This is a genomic window from Longimicrobiaceae bacterium (genome assembly GCA_035696245.1).
In the GTDB taxonomy this organism is placed as follows: domain Bacteria; phylum Gemmatimonadota; class Gemmatimonadetes; order Longimicrobiales; family Longimicrobiaceae; genus DASRQW01.
Genome location: DASRQW010000296.1, coordinates 1 through 16,125 on the forward strand (window position 1 = coordinate 1; position 16,125 = coordinate 16,125).

Here is a 16,125-nt window from a genome sequence, read left to right on the forward strand (position 1 = left end):
GTTCCCAGCCGGTGGTTTCATACCACCGGCGATCTATCGGCGCACGAGATGATCGCTTGTCGCCTTCCCCCGGCCGCGTCCTATCCCCCGGCCGACGTTCGATCCTCCGACCACGCCGGTCCCAACGCGGCGAGGCCGCTCGCGGGTGGCGGGCGGCCCCTGGGCGACGGCGGACGGGCGCCGGTGCACGACTGAGCGGAGGGGAGGCGGCGGGAGTGTGCTGCGGAGGGTGCGGAGGGCCTTCGAGGAAACGGCCGGAAGTCCGTCCACCGTGTCCGTCGTCCGGCGTCGCGGGCGGATGGGCCGCCCGCGCCGCCGGAGCTCGCGGCTACTTCGCCGCGGCGACCGTGAGGGAGTAGGCGCCGGTGGCGGCCGCCATCAGCGAGTTGGCGCGGATCACGTAGTCGCCGTCGGCGTCCAGCGTCACCTCCACCTGCGAGTCGTTGCCGCCGGCCGAGTCGTCGTCGGCCTTGATCTCGCTGTAGGCGCCGTTCACCATCCGCCCGAAGTGCAGGTAGCTGTCGAACGCGGACGAGCGCAGCGTGACGGTCAGGCGCTGCCCGGCGCGGCCGTGGATCACGTACTGGTCGAACGACGAGTTGTCGGTGTCCTTGGGGTCGCTGGCGTCCAGCGAGCCGTTGACCGTCTGGTTCACCGAGATGTCGTGGTTCACCACCGGGGGCGGCGGCGTGCCCGGCTCCACCGTCAGCGTGTACGCGCCGGTCGCCCGCGACAGGGTGTTGGCGTGGATCGCGTAGTCCCCGTCGCTGGGGAAGGTGTAGACGATGCGCGCGTCGTTGTTGCCCGCGCCGTCGTCGTCCGTCTTCGCCGAGGTGAACTGCCCGCCCGAGAGCGTGCCGATGTTCAGGTACGAGTCCACCGCGCCCGAGCGCATGGTGACCTGCACCGTCTGCCCGGCGCGGCCGCGGACCACGTACTGGTCGTAGAAGGTGCCGTCCTGCTCCTGCGGGCCGCCCTCGGCGAGCGTGCCGCTCACCGTCTGGCCCATCGAGATGGCGTGGTTCACGACCGGGCCGGGCGCCACGCCCCGCTCCACCATGAGCGTGAACGGGCCGGTGGCGGCGGACACCGAGTTGGCGCGGATGGCGTAGTCGCCGGTGGTCGGCAGCACGAAGTCTAGCTGCGAGTCGGTGCCGCCGGCGCCGTCGTCGTTGCTGCGCATGCCGCGGAAGGACCCGCCGGTCACCTGCCCCAGCGACAGGTACGAGTCGAACGCGCCGGACTTCATGGTCACGCGGATGGCCTCGCCCGCGTTGCCGTGGTACACGTACAGCTTGTAGTGCGACGAGTCGGCCGCCGAGACGCGCGGGTCCGACGCCTCGAGCGACGACGTGACCGTCTGCCCCAGGCGGATGGGCTGCTGCGCCCCCGCGGGCACGGCGAAGGCGAGGAGGCCGGCCGCGGCCGCGGCGCTCAGGGTGTGCGAGAGGCGTTGCATGGTAGGCACCTGTGGTTTGGCGTTGCGCTGCTTGGGGATGGGCTCCCCGGTGAGACCTCGTCCTGCGTCCGTCGTCCCGCGCCGCGGCGCATCTGGGTGGATGCGCGGCGGGTCCCTCACGTAACACGCTGCTGCACGGATAAAGTACGGTGGATGCTCGGCCGGCGGCCATCCTCCGCCGCTTCGATGCTGGTCACCGCACGAAGAGCTGGATGCCGAAGGTGCAGACCTCCGAACGGCACTCCGCCATGTAGGCCCGCACCTGGTAGGTGCCTGCCCGGCGCGGCACCACCAGCACTACCGGCCGCTCGTTGGGCTCCACGTCGGAGCTGACCTCCGTGCCGTCCGGGCCGAAGAGGCGCAGGTCCAGGTCGTGGCAGGCGTCGTCGCACAGCCCGACCACCGCGTACGTGCGCCCGGCCGAGAGAGCGAGCGGGAAGCGGGCGCTGGCCTCGGCGCGCAGGGTGCCGGTGAGCGATTCCCCCGTCGGGCGCATCCCGCGGCCCCAGCTCGCCGACAGCGGCGCCTTGAGCTTGCGGACAAGCGCGTCGCTCTCCTTCGCCTGGGCGGCGGCGGGGGTCGCGAGCCCGGCCATCATCAGCACACCGCCGAGCATCGCCACCGTCCGCATCGCATCCCCTTCCGCCGCTTGAGCCGCCGGGGCCGGCCGGCATCCGCCGCCGCATCCCCGCGAGTGAGCACATTATCGCCGACCGAACCTTCCGCCGAGCGCCCTTCGACCCGTCCGAATCGAGCTTGTCCGAACCGACCGGCTCCGGCCTCTGCCTGCTTGCTCCGTCGAACCCGAACCGTCGGACCGAGTGGCGAGGCTGTGTGTCCAAGCCTCGTTCGCCGGCCGGCCAGGTGGCGCCGGGTTCGTGGTGGGAAAGATGGGCGGCGTCCGTTCCGGCCGCGTTCGGCGGGCGTTTCCTCATCGTTATCTTGTCGAAACGCTGCTCGCTGCGTAGCTTGCTGCTCCTTCCGCTGGCGTTGCGATCCGCTTCCGCTGCCCCCTGAATGATCCACCTGCGCGTGCTCGGCAGCACCGAGCTGCACGACCCGGACGGGACGGAGCTGCGCGCGCTCCTCGCCCAGCCCAAGCGCTTCGCCGTGCTCGCGTACCTGGCCCTCGCCCGGCCGCGCGGCCCCCAGCGGCGCGAGCTGCTGCTCGCGCGCTTCTGGCCCGACTCCGACGCGGAGCGGGGCCGGGGAGCGCTGCGCCTGGCGCTGCACTCGCTGCGCAAGGTGGTGGGCGAGGGCGTGCTGGTGGGCCGGGGCGACGAGGGCGTGGGCATCGCCCCCGGCACGCTGTGGTGCGACGCGGTGGAGTTCGAGCGCGCGCTGGACGAGGGGCGCCCGGCGGATGCGCTGGAGCTGTACCGCGGCGAGCTGCTGGCCGGCTTCCACCTGGCGAACGCGCCGGAGTGGGAGCGCTGGCTGGAGCGCGAGCGCGCCCGCCTGGCCCTGCGCGCCCGCGAGGCGGTGAACGCGCTCGTCCAGGCCGCCGAGGCGCGTGACGACCTGGACGAGGCGGTGCGCTGGGCGCGCCGCGGCGCCGACCTGGCGCCGGACGACGAGGCCGCCCTCCAGCGCCTGCTCGTCCTTCTCGACGCCAACGGCGACAGCGCTGCCGCCATCCGCGCCTACGAGGGCTTCGCCCGCCAGCTCCACGCCGCCGGCGACGGCGAGCCGCTGCCCGAGACGCAGTCGCTCGCGCAGGCCATCCGCCGCCGCGTGGCCGCCCGCCCCGCCCCCCGCCTCCACGCCGCGCCATCTCCCGCATCCTCCCCGCAAGGACGGACTTCGGACGCGCCCGCAGCGCTTCCGCTTGAAGGCGGAGGCACGGCTGTCGCCGCATCTCCCGTGATCGCGGTAGATGAAGAGCAGGCGAAAGATGCGCGGCTGGCGATCACTGTGGCGGGGCCTGCGCGTCCGTCGATCGGCGGACGGGAGAAGCCGCGGAGATGGCGGCGGTGGATGGCGGGCGGGATCGTGGCTGCGGGGATCGCGGCGGCGGCGGTGCTGGGATGGCGGATGAACCAGCCCGTGACGCCCCCGCCGGGCGACCGGGTGGCGGTGATGCCGTTCCGCGTGCGCGGCGCGCCCCAGGCGGCGTACCTGGGCGAGGGGCTGGTGGACCTGCTCTCCACCCGGCTGGACGGCGCGGGCGAGATGCACACCGTCGATCCGGTGGCGCTCATCGGCTACGCCACGCGGCAGCGGCTGTCGCCCGGCGATCTGGACGACGGACGGGCGGCGGCGCGGCACTTCCAGGCCGGCAGCTTCGTGGTGGGCGACGTGGTGGAGGCGGGCGGCCGCATACAGGTCACCGCCTCGCTGTACGACGTGGAGGGGCGCCGCCGGGCCACCAGCGGCACGGCCACGGGCACCGAGCGCGAGCTGTTCGACGTGGTGGACCGGCTGGCGATGGGCCTGCTGGCGCGCGGCCAGTCCGGCCCGGACCAGCGCCTGGCCCAGACGGCCGCGCTCACCACCCGCTCGCTGCCCGCGCTGCGCTCGTACCTGACGGGCGAGCGGTGGTTTCGCGCGGGCAAGTTCGTGCTTGCCGCCGAGGCGTTCACCGAGGCGAGCGAGGCCGACAGCACCTTCGCCCTGGCGCTCTACCGCCTGAGCACCGCGCTGGACTGGGCGGGCCTGCCGTACGGCAGCCGCTCGCCGGGCGACGTGGTGCGGCAGGCGCTGCGGTTCCGCGGCCGGCTTACCGCGCACGACCGCATGCTGCTGGACGCGCGCGACGCGTACTGGAACGGCTCGGCCGCGCGGGCGGAGCAGCTCTATCGCACCGTGCTGGCGGCCTACCCGACCGACGTGGAGGCGTGGCACGAGCTGGGGGAGGTCACCTTCCACCGCGGCGTGTGGATGGGCGTGCCCATCGTCCGCTCGCGCGCCGCGTTCGAGCGCGTGCTGGCGCTGGCGCCCGAGAACGAGAACGCCCGCATCCACCTGGCCCGCATCGCCGCGCTGGAGGGCCGCGGGGCTGAGCGCGACTCGCTGGTGAGCGAGGTGGTGCGGCGCTACCCCAGCCACGCCCGCGCCGTGGAGCTGCTGGGCCTGCACGCCTTTGGCAGCGGGAACGCGGCGGCGGCGGACTCGGTGGACGAGCGCCTTCGGGGGATGCCGTACGACGCGTTCTGGGTCAACGCCTGGCGCATCGCCATCTTCACCGGCGACCCCGCCGCGGGGCAGCGGATGGCCGCCCTGCTGGACGATCCGGACCGCTCCCCGCGCGCACGCACCGTGGCGCGGACCATGGGCGCGCACATGCTGGCCGCGCAGGGCCGCTTCCGCGCCGCGAGCGACGCGCTGGCCGCCGCCGCGGCGCTCGACCCCTCGTACGCGGCGCACGTGCGGGCGAACCTGGCGCTGCTGCCGGCGTTCCCGCTGTCCGAGACGGAGCTGGACGAGGTGCGCGGCGAGCTGCTGCGCACGCCGGTGCCCGCCCACGACTCGGCGGCCGACCCCATCGGCAACTCGCGGCGGTACTGCCCCACGCTGTGCGGCGAGTACGTGCTGGGCGCGCTGGCCGTGCGCGCCGGCGACACCGCCGCGGCGCTCCGCTCCGTGCGGCTGCTGGAGAAGGCGCGCAAGAACGCCGCGCACCCGCGCGAGCTGGCGCGCTACCAGGCGTTCGCGCTACGGGCGCGCCTGGCGTGGCGTTCGGGAGATGCGAAGCGGGCGCTGGAGCTGCTGGAGCGCGGCTGGCCGGAGCGCACGCTGCCGCAGTTCTCCAGCTACGAGACGTACGCCCACACGCCCGAGCGGATGCTTCGCGCGGACCTCCTCCGCGCCCTGGGCCGTGACCGCGAGGCGCTGGCCTGGTACGCCACCGCCGCCGAGGACCTGGGCGCCGGCATCGCCTACCTGGCCCCGGCCGAGCTCGCCCAGGCCGAGATCCTGGACCGCCGCGGCGACCGCCCCGGCGCCGCAGACCACTACCGCCGCTTCGTCGCCCTCTGGCGCGATGCGGACCCCGAAGCGCTCCCCGCCGTCCGCCGCGCCCGCGCCCGCCTCGCCCAGCTCGGCGGCTGACGCATCTCGCTGCACACCACCAACTTGTAGAGATGCGATTCATCGCATCCGATCCCCTTTCGAACGCGTAGACACCCGGGTCGACCGACGCATCTCGTGTCGCGCATCCCCCGATCGCCTCGTCGCGAGATACGCCCCGTCCGCCGCCGTTCATCTCCCGGATCGCACGTCGCCTTCCCGGCGTTCGCGCCCGCACCTCGCAACCGGGGGCGCGGCGTGTCAGATTGGGGAAGGCCGCCGCCGTGCATCCACCCCGCATCTCCCGGAACCGCCCATGAGCAGCCCGTACCCGTGGAAGGCGCTGTTCGGCGACGAGAAGCGCACCCACAACGTTAACGAGCTGTTCGACTCCGAGCGCACGGTGGGCGAGCGCGCGTCCGACGCGGTGGCGGCGACGATGGGGTCGTGGCGCTTCATCATCATCCAGTCGGTGATCCTGGCCTGCTGGATCGTGCTGAACGCCGTGGCGTGGGTCCGGCACTGGGATCCGTACCCGTTCATCCTGATGAACCTGGTGCTGTCGATGCAGGCGGCGTACGCAGCGCCCATCATCATGATGAGCCAGAACCGCCAGGCAGCGCGCGACCGCCTGGAGGCGCACAACGACTTCCTCACCGACTGCAAGGCCGAGGAGGAGGTGCGCAGCATCATGGGCCACCTGGAAGCGCAGGACCACATGCTGCGCGAGATCCTGGTGCGCCTGGAGGCGATGAACGTCACCGAGCTGGAGATGCCCCGCCGCCTCGCCGACGCCGAATCCGCCGAAACGGTAAGGGGTTCGGTAGATGTGAAGCCGTCCGCGTCCGGCGGTCCGACGCCCTGATCCGCACCTTCCGTCGCACACCTCTCAGCCCCTTCCCCCACGCCGATGCCCAACCCGACGCCGTTCCGCCGATACGCCGCTTTCATCGTCGCCGTCGTCGCGCTCGCGCCGGCCTCGCTGCTCGCGGCGCGAGATGCCGCCGCGCAGGCGCATCCGCCCGCCGCGGCGGACGCCGTGCTGCGCGTGGGCGGCGAGGTCGCGCATCCGCTGCGGCTGACGGCCGCGGACCTGGCGCGCCTGCCGCGCCGAAGCGTGCGCGCGAAGGACCACCACGGCCCGGAGGCGGCGTGGACGGGCGTGACGCTCAGCGAGATCCTGCGGCTCGCGGGCGTGCCGCAGGGCGAGGCGCTGCGCGGCCAGGGGCTGGCACTCTATCTTCGCGTGGAAGCGGCGGACGGGTACCGCGCCGTCTTCGCGCTGCCGGAGCTGGACGCGTCGTTCACCGACCGCGTGGTGCTGCTCGCCGACCGCCGTGACGGCCACCCGCTAACCACTGCGGAAGGACCGTTGCGCATCATCGTCCCGTCGGACAAGCGGCCCGCGCGCTGGGTCCGCCAGGTCGTGTCTGTAGACGTGCTCCGTGCGCCGGCGTCCTCCCCCGCCGCGCCCGCGTCCCATCCCACGGGAAGCCGCCCGTGAAGATGCGCGGACGGCTCGCCATCCTCCTCCCGCTGCTCGCCTTCGCCTCCCTCGGCGGCTGCGGGGACAAGCGGAAGACGGGAGATTCGGGAGATGCGGCGACGGTCGTCACCGTGTCCGCCGCATCGAGCCTGCGCGAGGTGGTCGACGAGCTGGCGCGCGGGTACGAGGCGGCACACCCCGGCGTGCGCGTGCGGGCCAACTTCGCCGCATCCGGCGCGCTGGCCCGGCAGATCGAGCAGGGCGCGCCGGTGGACGTCTTCCTCTCCGCGGCCGAGAAGCCGATGGACGACCTTCAGGCGAAGGGGCTGATCGACCCGCGCTCGCGCCGCGTGCTCGCCGGCAATGAGCTGGTGCTGGTGGTGCCGGCGGCCGGGGCGTCGCCCGTGCGCGGCTTCGCGGACCTGGCGCTGCCGGCGGTGAAGCGTGTTGCGCTGGGCGAGCCCGCATCGGTCCCCGCGGGCGAGTACGCGGGGCAGACGCTGGCCGCGCTGGGCCTCACCGCCGCCGTGAAGCCCAAGGTCGTGTACGCGCAGAGCGTGCGGCAGGTGCTGGCGTACGTGGAGCGCGGCGACGTGGACGCGGGCATCGTCTATCGTACCGACGCGGCGGCGTCCGCGAAGGTCCGCGTGGTGGCCGAAGCGCCGTCGGTCACGCATCGCCCCATCGTTTACGTGATCGCCGTCGTGAAGGCATCGGGAGATGCGGCGGCGGCCACGGCTTTCGCGGCGTACGTGCTGGGGCCGGAGGGCCGCGCCGCCCTGCGCCGCCACGGCTTCACCGTAGAAGGCTGACGCCGCCCATGCTCGACTGGCAGCCGGTGATCCTCTCGCTCCGCGTGGCGCTCTCGGCCGCGGCCGTCGTGGTCGTCGCGGGCACCCTCGCGGCGCGGGCGATGTCCGGCCGCGACTTCGCGGGCAAGGACGTGGTGGACGGGCTGCTCGTGCTCCCCCTCGTCCTCCCGCCCGTGGTCACCGGCTTCTTCCTGCTGGTGCTGCTGGGCCGCGACGGGCCGGTGGGCATCCTCCTCCAGCGTGCGTTCGGCGTGCGGCTGCTCTTCACGCTGCACGCGGCCGTGCTCGCCGCCGCCGTCGTGGCGTTCCCGCTGATGTACCAGAGCGCCAAGGCCGCCTTCGCCGCGGTCGACCACCGGCTGGAGGACGCGGCGCGGACGCTGGGCGCGGGCGAGGCGCGCGTCTTCCTGGCCGTGACGGTGCCGCTCTCGTGGCCCGGCCTGGTGTCCGGGACCGTGCTCGCCTTCGCCCGCTCGCTGGGCGAGTTCGGCGCCACGGTCATGGTCGCGGGCAACATCCCCGGCGAGACGACGACGGTGCCGCTCGCCATCTACTCCCTTGCCGACGCTGGCGACCTGCGCACCGCGGGCATGTACGCGCTGGCGATCAGCGCCGCGAGCATGGGGATGGTGGTGGCGCTCAACGTGTGGACGCGGCGGCGCGTGCCCGGCTGGCAGCGGCGGAGGCGCGCCTGAACGCGCTGCACGTGCGCGCCGCGCGGCGCCTGCCCGGCTTCACGCTGGACGTGGACTTCGAGGTCCGCGACGAGATCCTGGTCCTCTTCGGCCCGTCGGGCGCGGGGAAGACGATGACGCTGCGGATGATCGCCGGCCTGGAGCGGCCCGACGCGGGCGAGGTGCGGCTGGGAGAGCGTGTGCTCTTCTCGCGCGAGCCGCGCGCGTGGGTGCCGCCGCGCGAGCGACGCTGCGGCTTCGTGTTCCAGGACAGCGCGCTCTTCCCCCACCTGGACGTGACGCGCAACGTGCTCTTCGGCGCACGCCGGAAGGACGACGCCACGCGCGAACGGCTGGCGCGGCTGCTGGACACGTTCCGCATCGCGCACCTCGCCGCCCGCTACCCCGTGGACCTCTCCGGCGGCGAGGCGCAGCGGGTCGCCCTGGCCCGCGCGCTGATGACCGATCCCGACGTGCTGCTGCTGGACGAGCCGCTCTCCGCGCTGGACCGCGAGACGCGCCTCGCCGTGCAGGACGAGGTGCTGGCCGCGCACGCCGCCTGGCGCATCCCCTTCGTCTTCGTGACCCACGACCGCGACGAAGCCGAGCGCGTCGGCGACCGCATGCTCTACCTCCGCGATGGCAGGCAGGTGGCGGAGGCGCATCCCACCGCTCCGGTCAGCGCCGATGCGGATGCGCCGTAGCCTACGCTCCTCCGCTGAATCCGGGCGCCGCGGAAGGGATAGCCGAACTCGCGTAGGACGTTGACAGGCTCATCTCGCGCCAGTAGATTGAAGTTCGGTTTGTATTCGGTTTAACATTATCCATCCAGTTCATCCACGGAACGACTATGGCGACCGCGCACGACGTTGCCGCCTACATCCTGAAGCGGCGCGGCGGCATGTCCGCGATGAAGCTTCAGAAGCTGGTCTACTACTCCCAGGCGTGGTCGCTCGTTTGGGAAGACCAGCCGATCTTTCACGAAGCCGTGGAGGCGTGGGCGAACGGGCCGGTGGTGCGTGAGCTCTACGACCGGCACCGAGGCCAGTTCGAGGTCCGCGACTGGCCCGACGGCGATCCCGACGCGCTCACCCCGGACGAACGCTCCACCGTCGATGCAGTGCTGGACTACTACGGCGGCCGCAGCGCACAGTGGCTCAGCGACCTCACCCACCGAGAGCAGCCGTGGCGGGAGGCGCGCGAAGGCCTTCCCGAGGGCGAGCGCGGCAACCGCAAGATCTCGCTCGCGACCATGATGGAGTACTACAGCTCGCTGCCCGCCGAGGATGGCGAAGGATAAGAAGCCCCGCGCCGCCGCGCCGTCCCCGGCTGGAAAACAGGCTCGCGCGGACCGGCCGGGCGACGACCGGAAGCAAGCCAGGGCCCAAGCCCACAACGTGCCGTCCCAGACGCCGTTGTGGGCTTTTCGCGTGGTCGACCTGGGCGGGCGTTGGTGCTGGAGCGCGCTCCAGCGTGACGACATCCTCCTGGTCTTCGACAAGCTGAAGAGCTACGAGTCCATGGCCTGGGCGCAGATCGAAGGTCCTACCGGCAGCCACTTCGTGGAGGTTCACAAGCTCAGTAAGCCCGCGCGCGAGCGGCTGGTGGAGATCCGGCAAGACGACGTGGACTTGCTGTTCTCGCTGCGCATCACCGGCCGCCAGCGCGTGTGGGGCATCCGCGACGGACACGTGCTCCGCCTGCTGTGGTGGGACCCCGAGCACGAGGTCTGTCCATCGCACCTCAAGCACACCTGAGACCTTCTCCCTCCGCCGATCCGTCTTCTCCCGTCCAGCACCCGTCGTGGTGCCGAAGCCGAAGCTTCGTCGCGCGATGAAGGCGTTCCCGCAGTGGCAAAGCATCCTGATGATCGGGCGTGCGGCTACCGCTCCGGTGGGTGTGGGCGTGACGACTTGTCGGATGATCGAGAGGCGGTTGTTACGCCTTGTTAGCTTCGGGTAAGCTTCCGGGCGTAGATTGCCGCAACTTGGGTCCTTCGGCTCTCCCGTGCTCCGGTCCGCCATGCGCATCCTGGTCGTAGAAGACGATCCGCAGCTCCAGAAGCTGATCAGCGACGGGTTCCGTGAGAAGCGGCTGGACGTGGTGTGTGCCTCCACCTTTGCGGAGGGGCGCGAGAAGGCGTTCATGGGCAGCTACGGCGTGATCGTGCTGGACATCATGCTCCCCGGCGGCAGCGGCATGGATCTGTGCGCGCGGCTGCGGAAGCAGGGCATCACCACGCCCATCCTCATGCTCACCGCCCGCGACACGCTGGACGACAAGGTAGCCGGCCTGGCCGCCGGTGCGGACGACTACCTCGTGAAGCCGTTCGCCTTCCGCGAGCTGCTGGCGCGCGTGGAGGCGCTGGCGCGGCGTCCGGCCGGCATGATGCCCGCCGTTTCCACCTTCGCGGACCTGGAGGTGGACCTGCGCACGCGCAAGGTTCGGCGCGCGGGGCGCGAGATCACGCTGACGGCCAAGGAGTTCGAGCTGCTGGAGTTCTTCGTGCGGCACGCGGGGTCGGTGGTGGACCGCGCGGCCATCACCGGCTACGTGTGGGACGACAACCACGACCCGTTCACCAACGCCCTCGAGGTGCTGGTGCGGCGGCTGCGGCGCAAGATCGACGACGACTTCGAGCCGAAGCTGATCCAGACCCTGCGCGGCGCCGGCTACCGGTTCGGGGTGTGAGCGTTCTGTCTTCTGGTGATTCGTCCCGGGTCGGGGCTTTCGGCTTTGCGCGCCACGGAGGCGGCGGTCCGCTCCGGAGACCGGCGGCGATACTGCCTGCCGCCGGTCTCCTACGCGGGGGCGGGGAGCCTCCTCCTCCGGCGGGGCGATACTGCCTGCCCCGCCTCCGTCCGGGGTCTCCCCGCCCCGGCGGGAGCCTCGCGTGCCTCCGCGCACGCGGACGCACCACGCCGCGCGAGTCTCCCGCCGTACATATGCTTTGGGGTACGGCAACGGCACCCGCCGCCCCTCGGCGCGCGACAACGGTTCCGCACATCCCAACCGTCGTCGCGCGACGCGCATCGCGCATCGGCATCCGTGGCCTCGCATCTCCCGGCTGCGCAAGTCCGGCCATTATCGCATCTCCGCCCGCCCGTCCCCCGATCCGTCCCGCATCTACCGAAGCAAGCCACGCCTTCCGCTGCGCGCCGTTAGTCCACGAAGGCGGACTTTGCGCAGTCGTTGCTGCGACTTCAGTCGCCCGGCGCGTCGCCACCGATCTCTCGCCCCGAATCGCCCCATGAACCCGCTCGACAGGCTGCGGCTGCGGCTCACGGCGTGGTACGTGGGGACGTTCGCCGGGACGCTGCTGCTGCTGGGCCTCGGCCTCTTCCTGGTGCTCTCGCGGCAGATCTCGCGCGAGCTGGACCGGTCGCTGCGCGAGACCACGCGCGAGGTGCTGCGCATGGTGCGCATCCGCGAGAGCGAGGGCGCGAGCAGCCCGGAGACGCTGGCCGACGCCGTGGACGCGCTGGAGATCCGCGACCGCCCGCTCTTCCTGCTCGACGGCGCCGGCCGCCCCGTCATGCCGCGCGAGGCAGACCCGCGCATCCGCGCCGCCGCGCTGCGGGCCGCGCGCACCGGCGAAGTGCAGGCGGAATTCACCACCGGCACCGGCCAGCGCTGGCGCCTGTACGGCGAGCGCTTCGCGGCCGAGGACGGCAAGCCGTACGTGACCGTGGCCATCGCCGACCTGGCCGAGCTGGAAGATCGCACTCTCCGCCTCATCGAGGCGTTCCTGGCCGCCGGCCTCCTTGCCCTGGTGCTCACGGGCGCGGGCGGCTTCTACCTGGCCCGCAAGTCCGTGCGGCCGGTGGAGGCGGTGATGGAGCAGATGCGCCGCTTCATGGCCGACGCCGCGCACGAGCTGCGCACCCCGCTGGCCGTGCTGCGCGGCCGCGCCGAGGTGGCCGTGCAGCACGAGCGCGAGCCCGCCGCCTACGTGGCCGCGCTGGGCGAGATCACCCGCGAGGCCGGCCGCCTGGGCACCATCGTGGAGAACCTGCTGATCCTGGCCCGCGCCGACGCGGGGCAGCAGCCGGCGCTGCGCGAGCGGCTGTACCTGGACGACGTGGCGGGCGACGCGGTGGCCGCGGCGGGCGTGCTGGCCGCCGCGCGGGGCGTGCACATCGAGCTGGGCCGCTACGACGAGGCGCCCGTCACCGGCGACGCCGCCCTCATCCGCCAGCTGCTGATGGTGCTACTGGACAACGCGGTGAAGTTCACGCCCCCCGGCGGCTCGGTCACGGTGGACGTGAGCGTGGAGGAGGGGAATCCCACCGTGGCGGTGGAGGACACCGGCATCGGGATCGCGCCCGCGGACCTGCCGCACGTGTTCGAGCGCTTCTACCGCGCGGACCCGGCGCGCGAGCGGACGGGCGGGGCGGGGCTGGGGCTGTCCATCGCCCGGTGGATCGCCGAGCAGCACGGGGCGCGCGTGGCCCTGGAGCCGCGGGAGGGAGGCGGCACGCGGGCCGTGGCGGTGTTCCCCCCGGCGATGTAATCCTGCCGTCAGCTACCCCGCCTAGCTTCCCCTCCACGCGTTCGCCGGGCCCCCACGGGTGCTCCGCGGCGGCGCCTGCCCTCCCGCATTCCGCCGGAGCGGCGAACCCGCGAACGGTGGAGGGCCGGGATGAAGTCGTGGACCCTCGCCGCCGTGGCCGCCGCCGCGCTGCTCGCCTGGATGCGTCCCGGCGCCGCGCAGACCGCCGCCCGCCCGGACTCTCCCCGCTCCGATTCACCGCACGCAGCGCCCGCCGGGCCGCCCATCCGCGAGTCGCGGCCCGGGCTCACTGCCCGCGCACGGGTGCGGCCGGACGCGGCGCGGCACCTGGCGCTGGCTCGCTACCCCGGCGGGCAAATCGTGGACGAACTGCTGGTGGAGCGCCAGAAGCGGCTGCTGTACGACTTCACCATCCGGCCGGCGGGCAACAACGCGCCCCGCGAGGTCCTGGTGAACGCGGCGACTGGCCAGGTGATCGGCGTGCGGCGCAATGCGCCGGCGATCCCCAGGGCGGCGCTGGTGCCGCGCGGCGCGTGAGACGCGGCGGGCGGCTCCGGAGACGGACGAGGAATGGCCCGATGACGGCCGGGGACGCGGTGCGGAGCGGGTGGATGCGGGCGCTTCTCGTGTGGGCGCTGCTGTGCGGGTCGGCGGCGGTCGCCGCGGCCCAGGCGCCTGCGACATTGCCCGCGCTGGGGCTTCCGCTCGTGGAGGTGCCGGTGCCCGCTGGCCAGCGGGGCGACATGCTGGGAGTGCTGCTCACCAGCGACGGCGGGTGGACGCCCGTGAACCGCGTCGTCTCCGAGCGGCTGGCGCAGTCCGGCGTCCCCGTTGTGGCGTGGAACAGCATGCACTACTACCGCACCCCGCGTTCGCCCGACGAGGCGGCGCGGGCGCTGGCGCGGGTGATCGAGCACTACTCGGCCGCGTGGGGCCGGGGGCGCGTGGTGCTGATCGGCTACTCGTTCGGGGCCGACGTGATGCCGTTCCTGGTGAACCGACTGCCCCCCGCGGACCGCGCTCGCATCGCCGGGATGGTGCTGATGGGCTTCGACCGCGACGCGGTGTTCGAGTTCCACTACACCGACTGGCTGGGCAGGTCCGCCGGCCCCGCGTACGCCACGCTGCCCGAGATCCGGCGGCTGGGAGCCGTGCCCACGCTCTGCCTGTACGGCACGGACGACGCGGGCACCGCCTGCACCGCGCACTGGGGTCCCGCGGTGACCGCCGTGGCGCTCCACGCCGGCCACCGCTTCGGCGCCGTGAGCGAAGAGGCCGCGTCGCTGATCGTGCAGGACGTCCGGGCCCTGGCCGCGCGCCCCACCGGCGCCTGACCTCGCCGGCCGGCCGCATCTCCCGAGCACGCGAACGGCCGGACCCCACGCCAGGGTCTGGCCGTTCGTCTTTCAGGGATCCCCGCTTCCACGCCCGATTTCGAGCGGTCGGGGAGGCGGCAGCACTCCAACGGCATGCTCACGCGGAGACGCGGAGAACGCGGAGGAACGGCAGAGAAGCGAGCTGTTCTCCGCGGCTCCGCGCCTCCGCGTGAGGCTTGTCCGTCGGCAGGAGGGGCGGAAGGCGGGATTCGGTCGTTTTTTCGGGAGATGCGGTGCGGCCGACGAGCTTCGGTCGGGCGGAGCCGCGAGCGGACCGTCGCGGGTCCGAAGCGCCTCTGCCGATGTGCGGCGTCGGGTCAGCCGGGGATGGCGAGCGGGGTGGCGGCGGTGCGGGCTGCCGGGGTGGAGGCGGGAGATGCGGGGCGGCGGGCGGAGGCGTGGAGGGCGCGGCCCGTCCACAGCGTCGCGGCGGCGGCGATGGCGAGCGCGCACGCGGCGGGCGCGGCGAAGTGCGGCTGCGTTGGGTCGAGGTTCGGGAACAGCGCGTCGATGAGCAGCAGCGAGCCGTTGAACGCGCCGTGCTGCACCATCCCCGCCCACACCGACCCGGTCGCGCGGAAGGCGAAGCCCATCGTGACGCCCGCCAGGAAGCGCACCAGCATGCCGTTCGCTTCCAGGTGCGCCAGCGCGAACACCGCCGCCGTGAGCACGATGCTGAGCGTGGCGCCCATCCGCCGCTGGAGCGCGCCCTGCAGCCGCCCGCGGAACAGCACCTCCTCGATCACCGGCGCGGCCACGGCCATGGAGAGCGCCAGCGTGACCCAGCCGCCGGGGCGCTTGGCGTAGAGCAGGAACGGGTTCGCCTCTTCGCGGTCCACGATCCAGCCCACGGCCGCCAGCAGCAGGCCGAACGACAGGTTCAGCGCGACGGCGGAGACGGTGAAGGCGGCGATCCAGTGCACGGCGCCGCGCGGTCGGCGAAGCCCGTAGCGGACCCGGCGGCGCAGTCGCGGAAGGCCCTCGCCGCGCAGTGCGTACCACCAGCCGAACGCCGCGACGACTGCCAGCACCCAGAACGGGGCGGCCCAAGTGGGCATGGACAGGAATGGCAGCTCCAGCACGCTCCACAGCATGGCGAGCGTGGCGCACGCCAGCGAGACCGCCACCAGCCCGCGGATGCGGGCGGCGGGCGTGTGCCGTTCGGGGGAGCTTGGAATCATCGGGGTGAGGCTGGGGAAGGGGTCGCCGCGGCGCGACGGTGCCGCGGCGGCTGGCCTTAGTACGCCGCCCGCGCCGCCGGGTTTCGCCCGCGCCTCCGCGCTGGCCCGCGACGCCACGCTCCCGCATCCGCGGAGATGCCTGCGGGCACGCGGGGGAACGGCGGCGGAGCGCGTGGATTCAGCGCATCGGAGAACGAAGCCGATGGTCGGCGGGATGCGCATCTACCGACCTTGGATCTGCTGACCGGCATCTGCCGACCGCATCTACCGACGTTGCGCCTCCCCGAGGACTCGTCGCCGCGGCCGCCGCGCATCCGCCGGGATGTGTCGGATATGCGTGCTGGGGCGGGGATGAGACGTTGCGAGGTCTCTCCTCTCCCGATCCGCCAATGCGGTGCGGCGAAACGACATCGTACGGGAGATGCGCGGCGCCGGAAGAGCGGCGGCGGGGGCGCGGATGGTGCGTTGGAGACGGCCGGCGCGCCGCGGGCGGAAACATACGTGGTGGCGCGTTGGCCCGGGCACCTTCCCGGCCGGGCGGCGGCGGCCTACATTGCGGTCCCGCCCCACCCCCGCGCGCCCCGTGACGCGATACCGGACAGATCCCAGCCAAGCC

Annotated in this window: 15 protein-coding genes; 12 read left to right on the forward strand and 3 right to left on the reverse strand. The window is 73.2% G+C overall.

Translation table 11 applies throughout. The features are described from left to right. Positions 1–328: 328 nt before the first annotated feature. On the reverse strand, positions 329–1,459 hold the full coding sequence (locus VFE05_13805; GenBank protein ID HET6231144.1) for a hypothetical protein: 1,131 nt from the start codon (positions 1,457–1,459) through the stop codon (positions 329–331). Between the two features lie 193 nt (positions 1,460–1,652). Continuing rightward, positions 1,653–2,090 (reverse strand): hypothetical protein, encoded by a 438-nt coding sequence (locus VFE05_13810; protein ID HET6231145.1) that lies wholly within the window; start codon positions 2,088–2,090, stop codon positions 1,653–1,655. 386 nt (positions 2,091–2,476) lie between these two features. Between VFE05_13810 and VFE05_13815 the strand changes: the two genes are divergently transcribed. From VFE05_13815 to VFE05_13870, 12 genes are all read left to right on the forward strand, one after another. Further along, positions 2,477–5,509 (forward strand): BTAD domain-containing putative transcriptional regulator, encoded by a 3,033-nt coding sequence (locus tag VFE05_13815; protein ID HET6231146.1) that lies wholly within the window; start codon positions 2,477–2,479, stop codon positions 5,507–5,509. 274 nt (positions 5,510–5,783) lie between these two features. After that, positions 5,784–6,332, forward strand: coding sequence for a DUF1003 domain-containing protein (locus tag VFE05_13820; GenBank protein HET6231147.1), 549 nt, complete (start codon positions 5,784–5,786; stop codon positions 6,330–6,332). 45 nt (positions 6,333–6,377) lie between these two features. Further along, positions 6,378–6,971: a molybdopterin-dependent oxidoreductase gene (locus tag VFE05_13825; protein ID HET6231148.1), complete on the forward strand. Its 594-nt coding sequence runs from the start codon at positions 6,378–6,380 to the stop codon at positions 6,969–6,971. A gap of 2 nt (positions 6,972–6,973) precedes the next feature. After that, positions 6,974–7,765 (forward strand): molybdate ABC transporter substrate-binding protein, encoded by a 792-nt coding sequence (gene modA, locus VFE05_13830; GenBank protein ID HET6231149.1) that lies wholly within the window; start codon positions 6,974–6,976, stop codon positions 7,763–7,765. A gap of 8 nt (positions 7,766–7,773) precedes the next feature. Next, positions 7,774–8,460, forward strand: a complete 687-nt coding sequence (modB, locus tag VFE05_13835) for a molybdate ABC transporter permease subunit (GenBank protein HET6231150.1) — start codon at positions 7,774–7,776, stop codon at positions 8,458–8,460. Continuing rightward, complete coding sequence (locus VFE05_13840) at positions 8,412–9,143, forward strand: ATP-binding cassette domain-containing protein (GenBank protein HET6231151.1); 732 nt, start codon at positions 8,412–8,414, stop codon at positions 9,141–9,143. The genes modB and VFE05_13840 overlap by 49 nt, the downstream gene beginning before the upstream one ends. A gap of 146 nt (positions 9,144–9,289) precedes the next feature. Continuing rightward, on the forward strand, positions 9,290–9,739 hold the full coding sequence (locus VFE05_13845) for a type II toxin-antitoxin system antitoxin SocA domain-containing protein (protein ID HET6231152.1): 450 nt from the start codon (positions 9,290–9,292) through the stop codon (positions 9,737–9,739). A gap of 115 nt (positions 9,740–9,854) precedes the next feature. Next, the gene (locus tag VFE05_13850) at positions 9,855–10,196 is read left to right on the forward strand and encodes a hypothetical protein (protein ID HET6231153.1); all 342 of its coding nucleotides are present in this window, start codon (positions 9,855–9,857) and stop codon (positions 10,194–10,196) included. A gap of 265 nt (positions 10,197–10,461) precedes the next feature. Beyond that, positions 10,462–11,130, forward strand: a complete 669-nt coding sequence (locus tag VFE05_13855) for a response regulator transcription factor (protein HET6231154.1) — start codon at positions 10,462–10,464, stop codon at positions 11,128–11,130. 559 nt (positions 11,131–11,689) lie between these two features. Further along, on the forward strand, positions 11,690–12,952 hold the full coding sequence (locus VFE05_13860; GenBank protein ID HET6231155.1) for an ATP-binding protein: 1,263 nt from the start codon (positions 11,690–11,692) through the stop codon (positions 12,950–12,952). Positions 12,953–13,081: 129 nt separating this feature from the next. Beyond that, positions 13,082–13,489: a PepSY domain-containing protein gene (locus tag VFE05_13865; protein HET6231156.1), complete on the forward strand. Its 408-nt coding sequence runs from the start codon at positions 13,082–13,084 to the stop codon at positions 13,487–13,489. 74 nt (positions 13,490–13,563) lie between these two features. Then, the gene (locus VFE05_13870; protein HET6231157.1) at positions 13,564–14,286 is read left to right on the forward strand and encodes an AcvB/VirJ family lysyl-phosphatidylglycerol hydrolase; all 723 of its coding nucleotides are present in this window, start codon (positions 13,564–13,566) and stop codon (positions 14,284–14,286) included. A 359-nt stretch (positions 14,287–14,645) separates the two neighbouring features. Here the strand turns inward: VFE05_13870 and VFE05_13875 are convergent, their stop codons facing one another. After that, positions 14,646–15,509, reverse strand: coding sequence for a type II CAAX endopeptidase family protein (locus VFE05_13875; GenBank protein ID HET6231158.1), 864 nt, complete (start codon positions 15,507–15,509; stop codon positions 14,646–14,648). Positions 15,510–16,125 lie beyond the last annotated feature (616 nt).

What these genes read in the sequence shown, in the direction of transcription:
- VFE05_13805 (HET6231144.1), bottom strand. Translation starts at nt 1,459, where the DNA reads ATGCAACGCCTCTCGCACACCCTGAGCGCCGCGGCCGCGGCCGGCCTC.
- VFE05_13810 (HET6231145.1), bottom strand. Translation starts at nt 2,090, where the DNA reads ATGCGGACGGTGGCGATGCTCGGCGGTGTGCTGATGATGGCCGGGCTC.
- VFE05_13815 (HET6231146.1), top strand. Translation starts at nt 2,477, where the DNA reads ATGATCCACCTGCGCGTGCTCGGCAGCACCGAGCTGCACGACCCGGAC.
- VFE05_13820 (HET6231147.1), top strand. Translation starts at nt 5,784, where the DNA reads ATGAGCAGCCCGTACCCGTGGAAGGCGCTGTTCGGCGACGAGAAGCGC.
- VFE05_13825 (HET6231148.1), top strand. Translation starts at nt 6,378, where the DNA reads ATGCCCAACCCGACGCCGTTCCGCCGATACGCCGCTTTCATCGTCGCC.
- modA (HET6231149.1), top strand. Translation starts at nt 6,974, where the DNA reads ATGCGCGGACGGCTCGCCATCCTCCTCCCGCTGCTCGCCTTCGCCTCC.
- modB (HET6231150.1), top strand. Translation starts at nt 7,774, where the DNA reads ATGCTCGACTGGCAGCCGGTGATCCTCTCGCTCCGCGTGGCGCTCTCG.
- VFE05_13845 (HET6231152.1), top strand. Translation starts at nt 9,290, where the DNA reads ATGGCGACCGCGCACGACGTTGCCGCCTACATCCTGAAGCGGCGCGGC.
- VFE05_13855 (HET6231154.1), top strand. Translation starts at nt 10,462, where the DNA reads ATGCGCATCCTGGTCGTAGAAGACGATCCGCAGCTCCAGAAGCTGATC.
- VFE05_13860 (HET6231155.1), top strand. Translation starts at nt 11,690, where the DNA reads ATGAACCCGCTCGACAGGCTGCGGCTGCGGCTCACGGCGTGGTACGTG.
- VFE05_13865 (HET6231156.1), top strand. Translation starts at nt 13,082, where the DNA reads ATGAAGTCGTGGACCCTCGCCGCCGTGGCCGCCGCCGCGCTGCTCGCC.
- VFE05_13870 (HET6231157.1), top strand. Translation starts at nt 13,564, where the DNA reads ATGCGGGCGCTTCTCGTGTGGGCGCTGCTGTGCGGGTCGGCGGCGGTC.
- VFE05_13875 (HET6231158.1), bottom strand. Translation starts at nt 15,509, where the DNA reads ATGATTCCAAGCTCCCCCGAACGGCACACGCCCGCCGCCCGCATCCGC.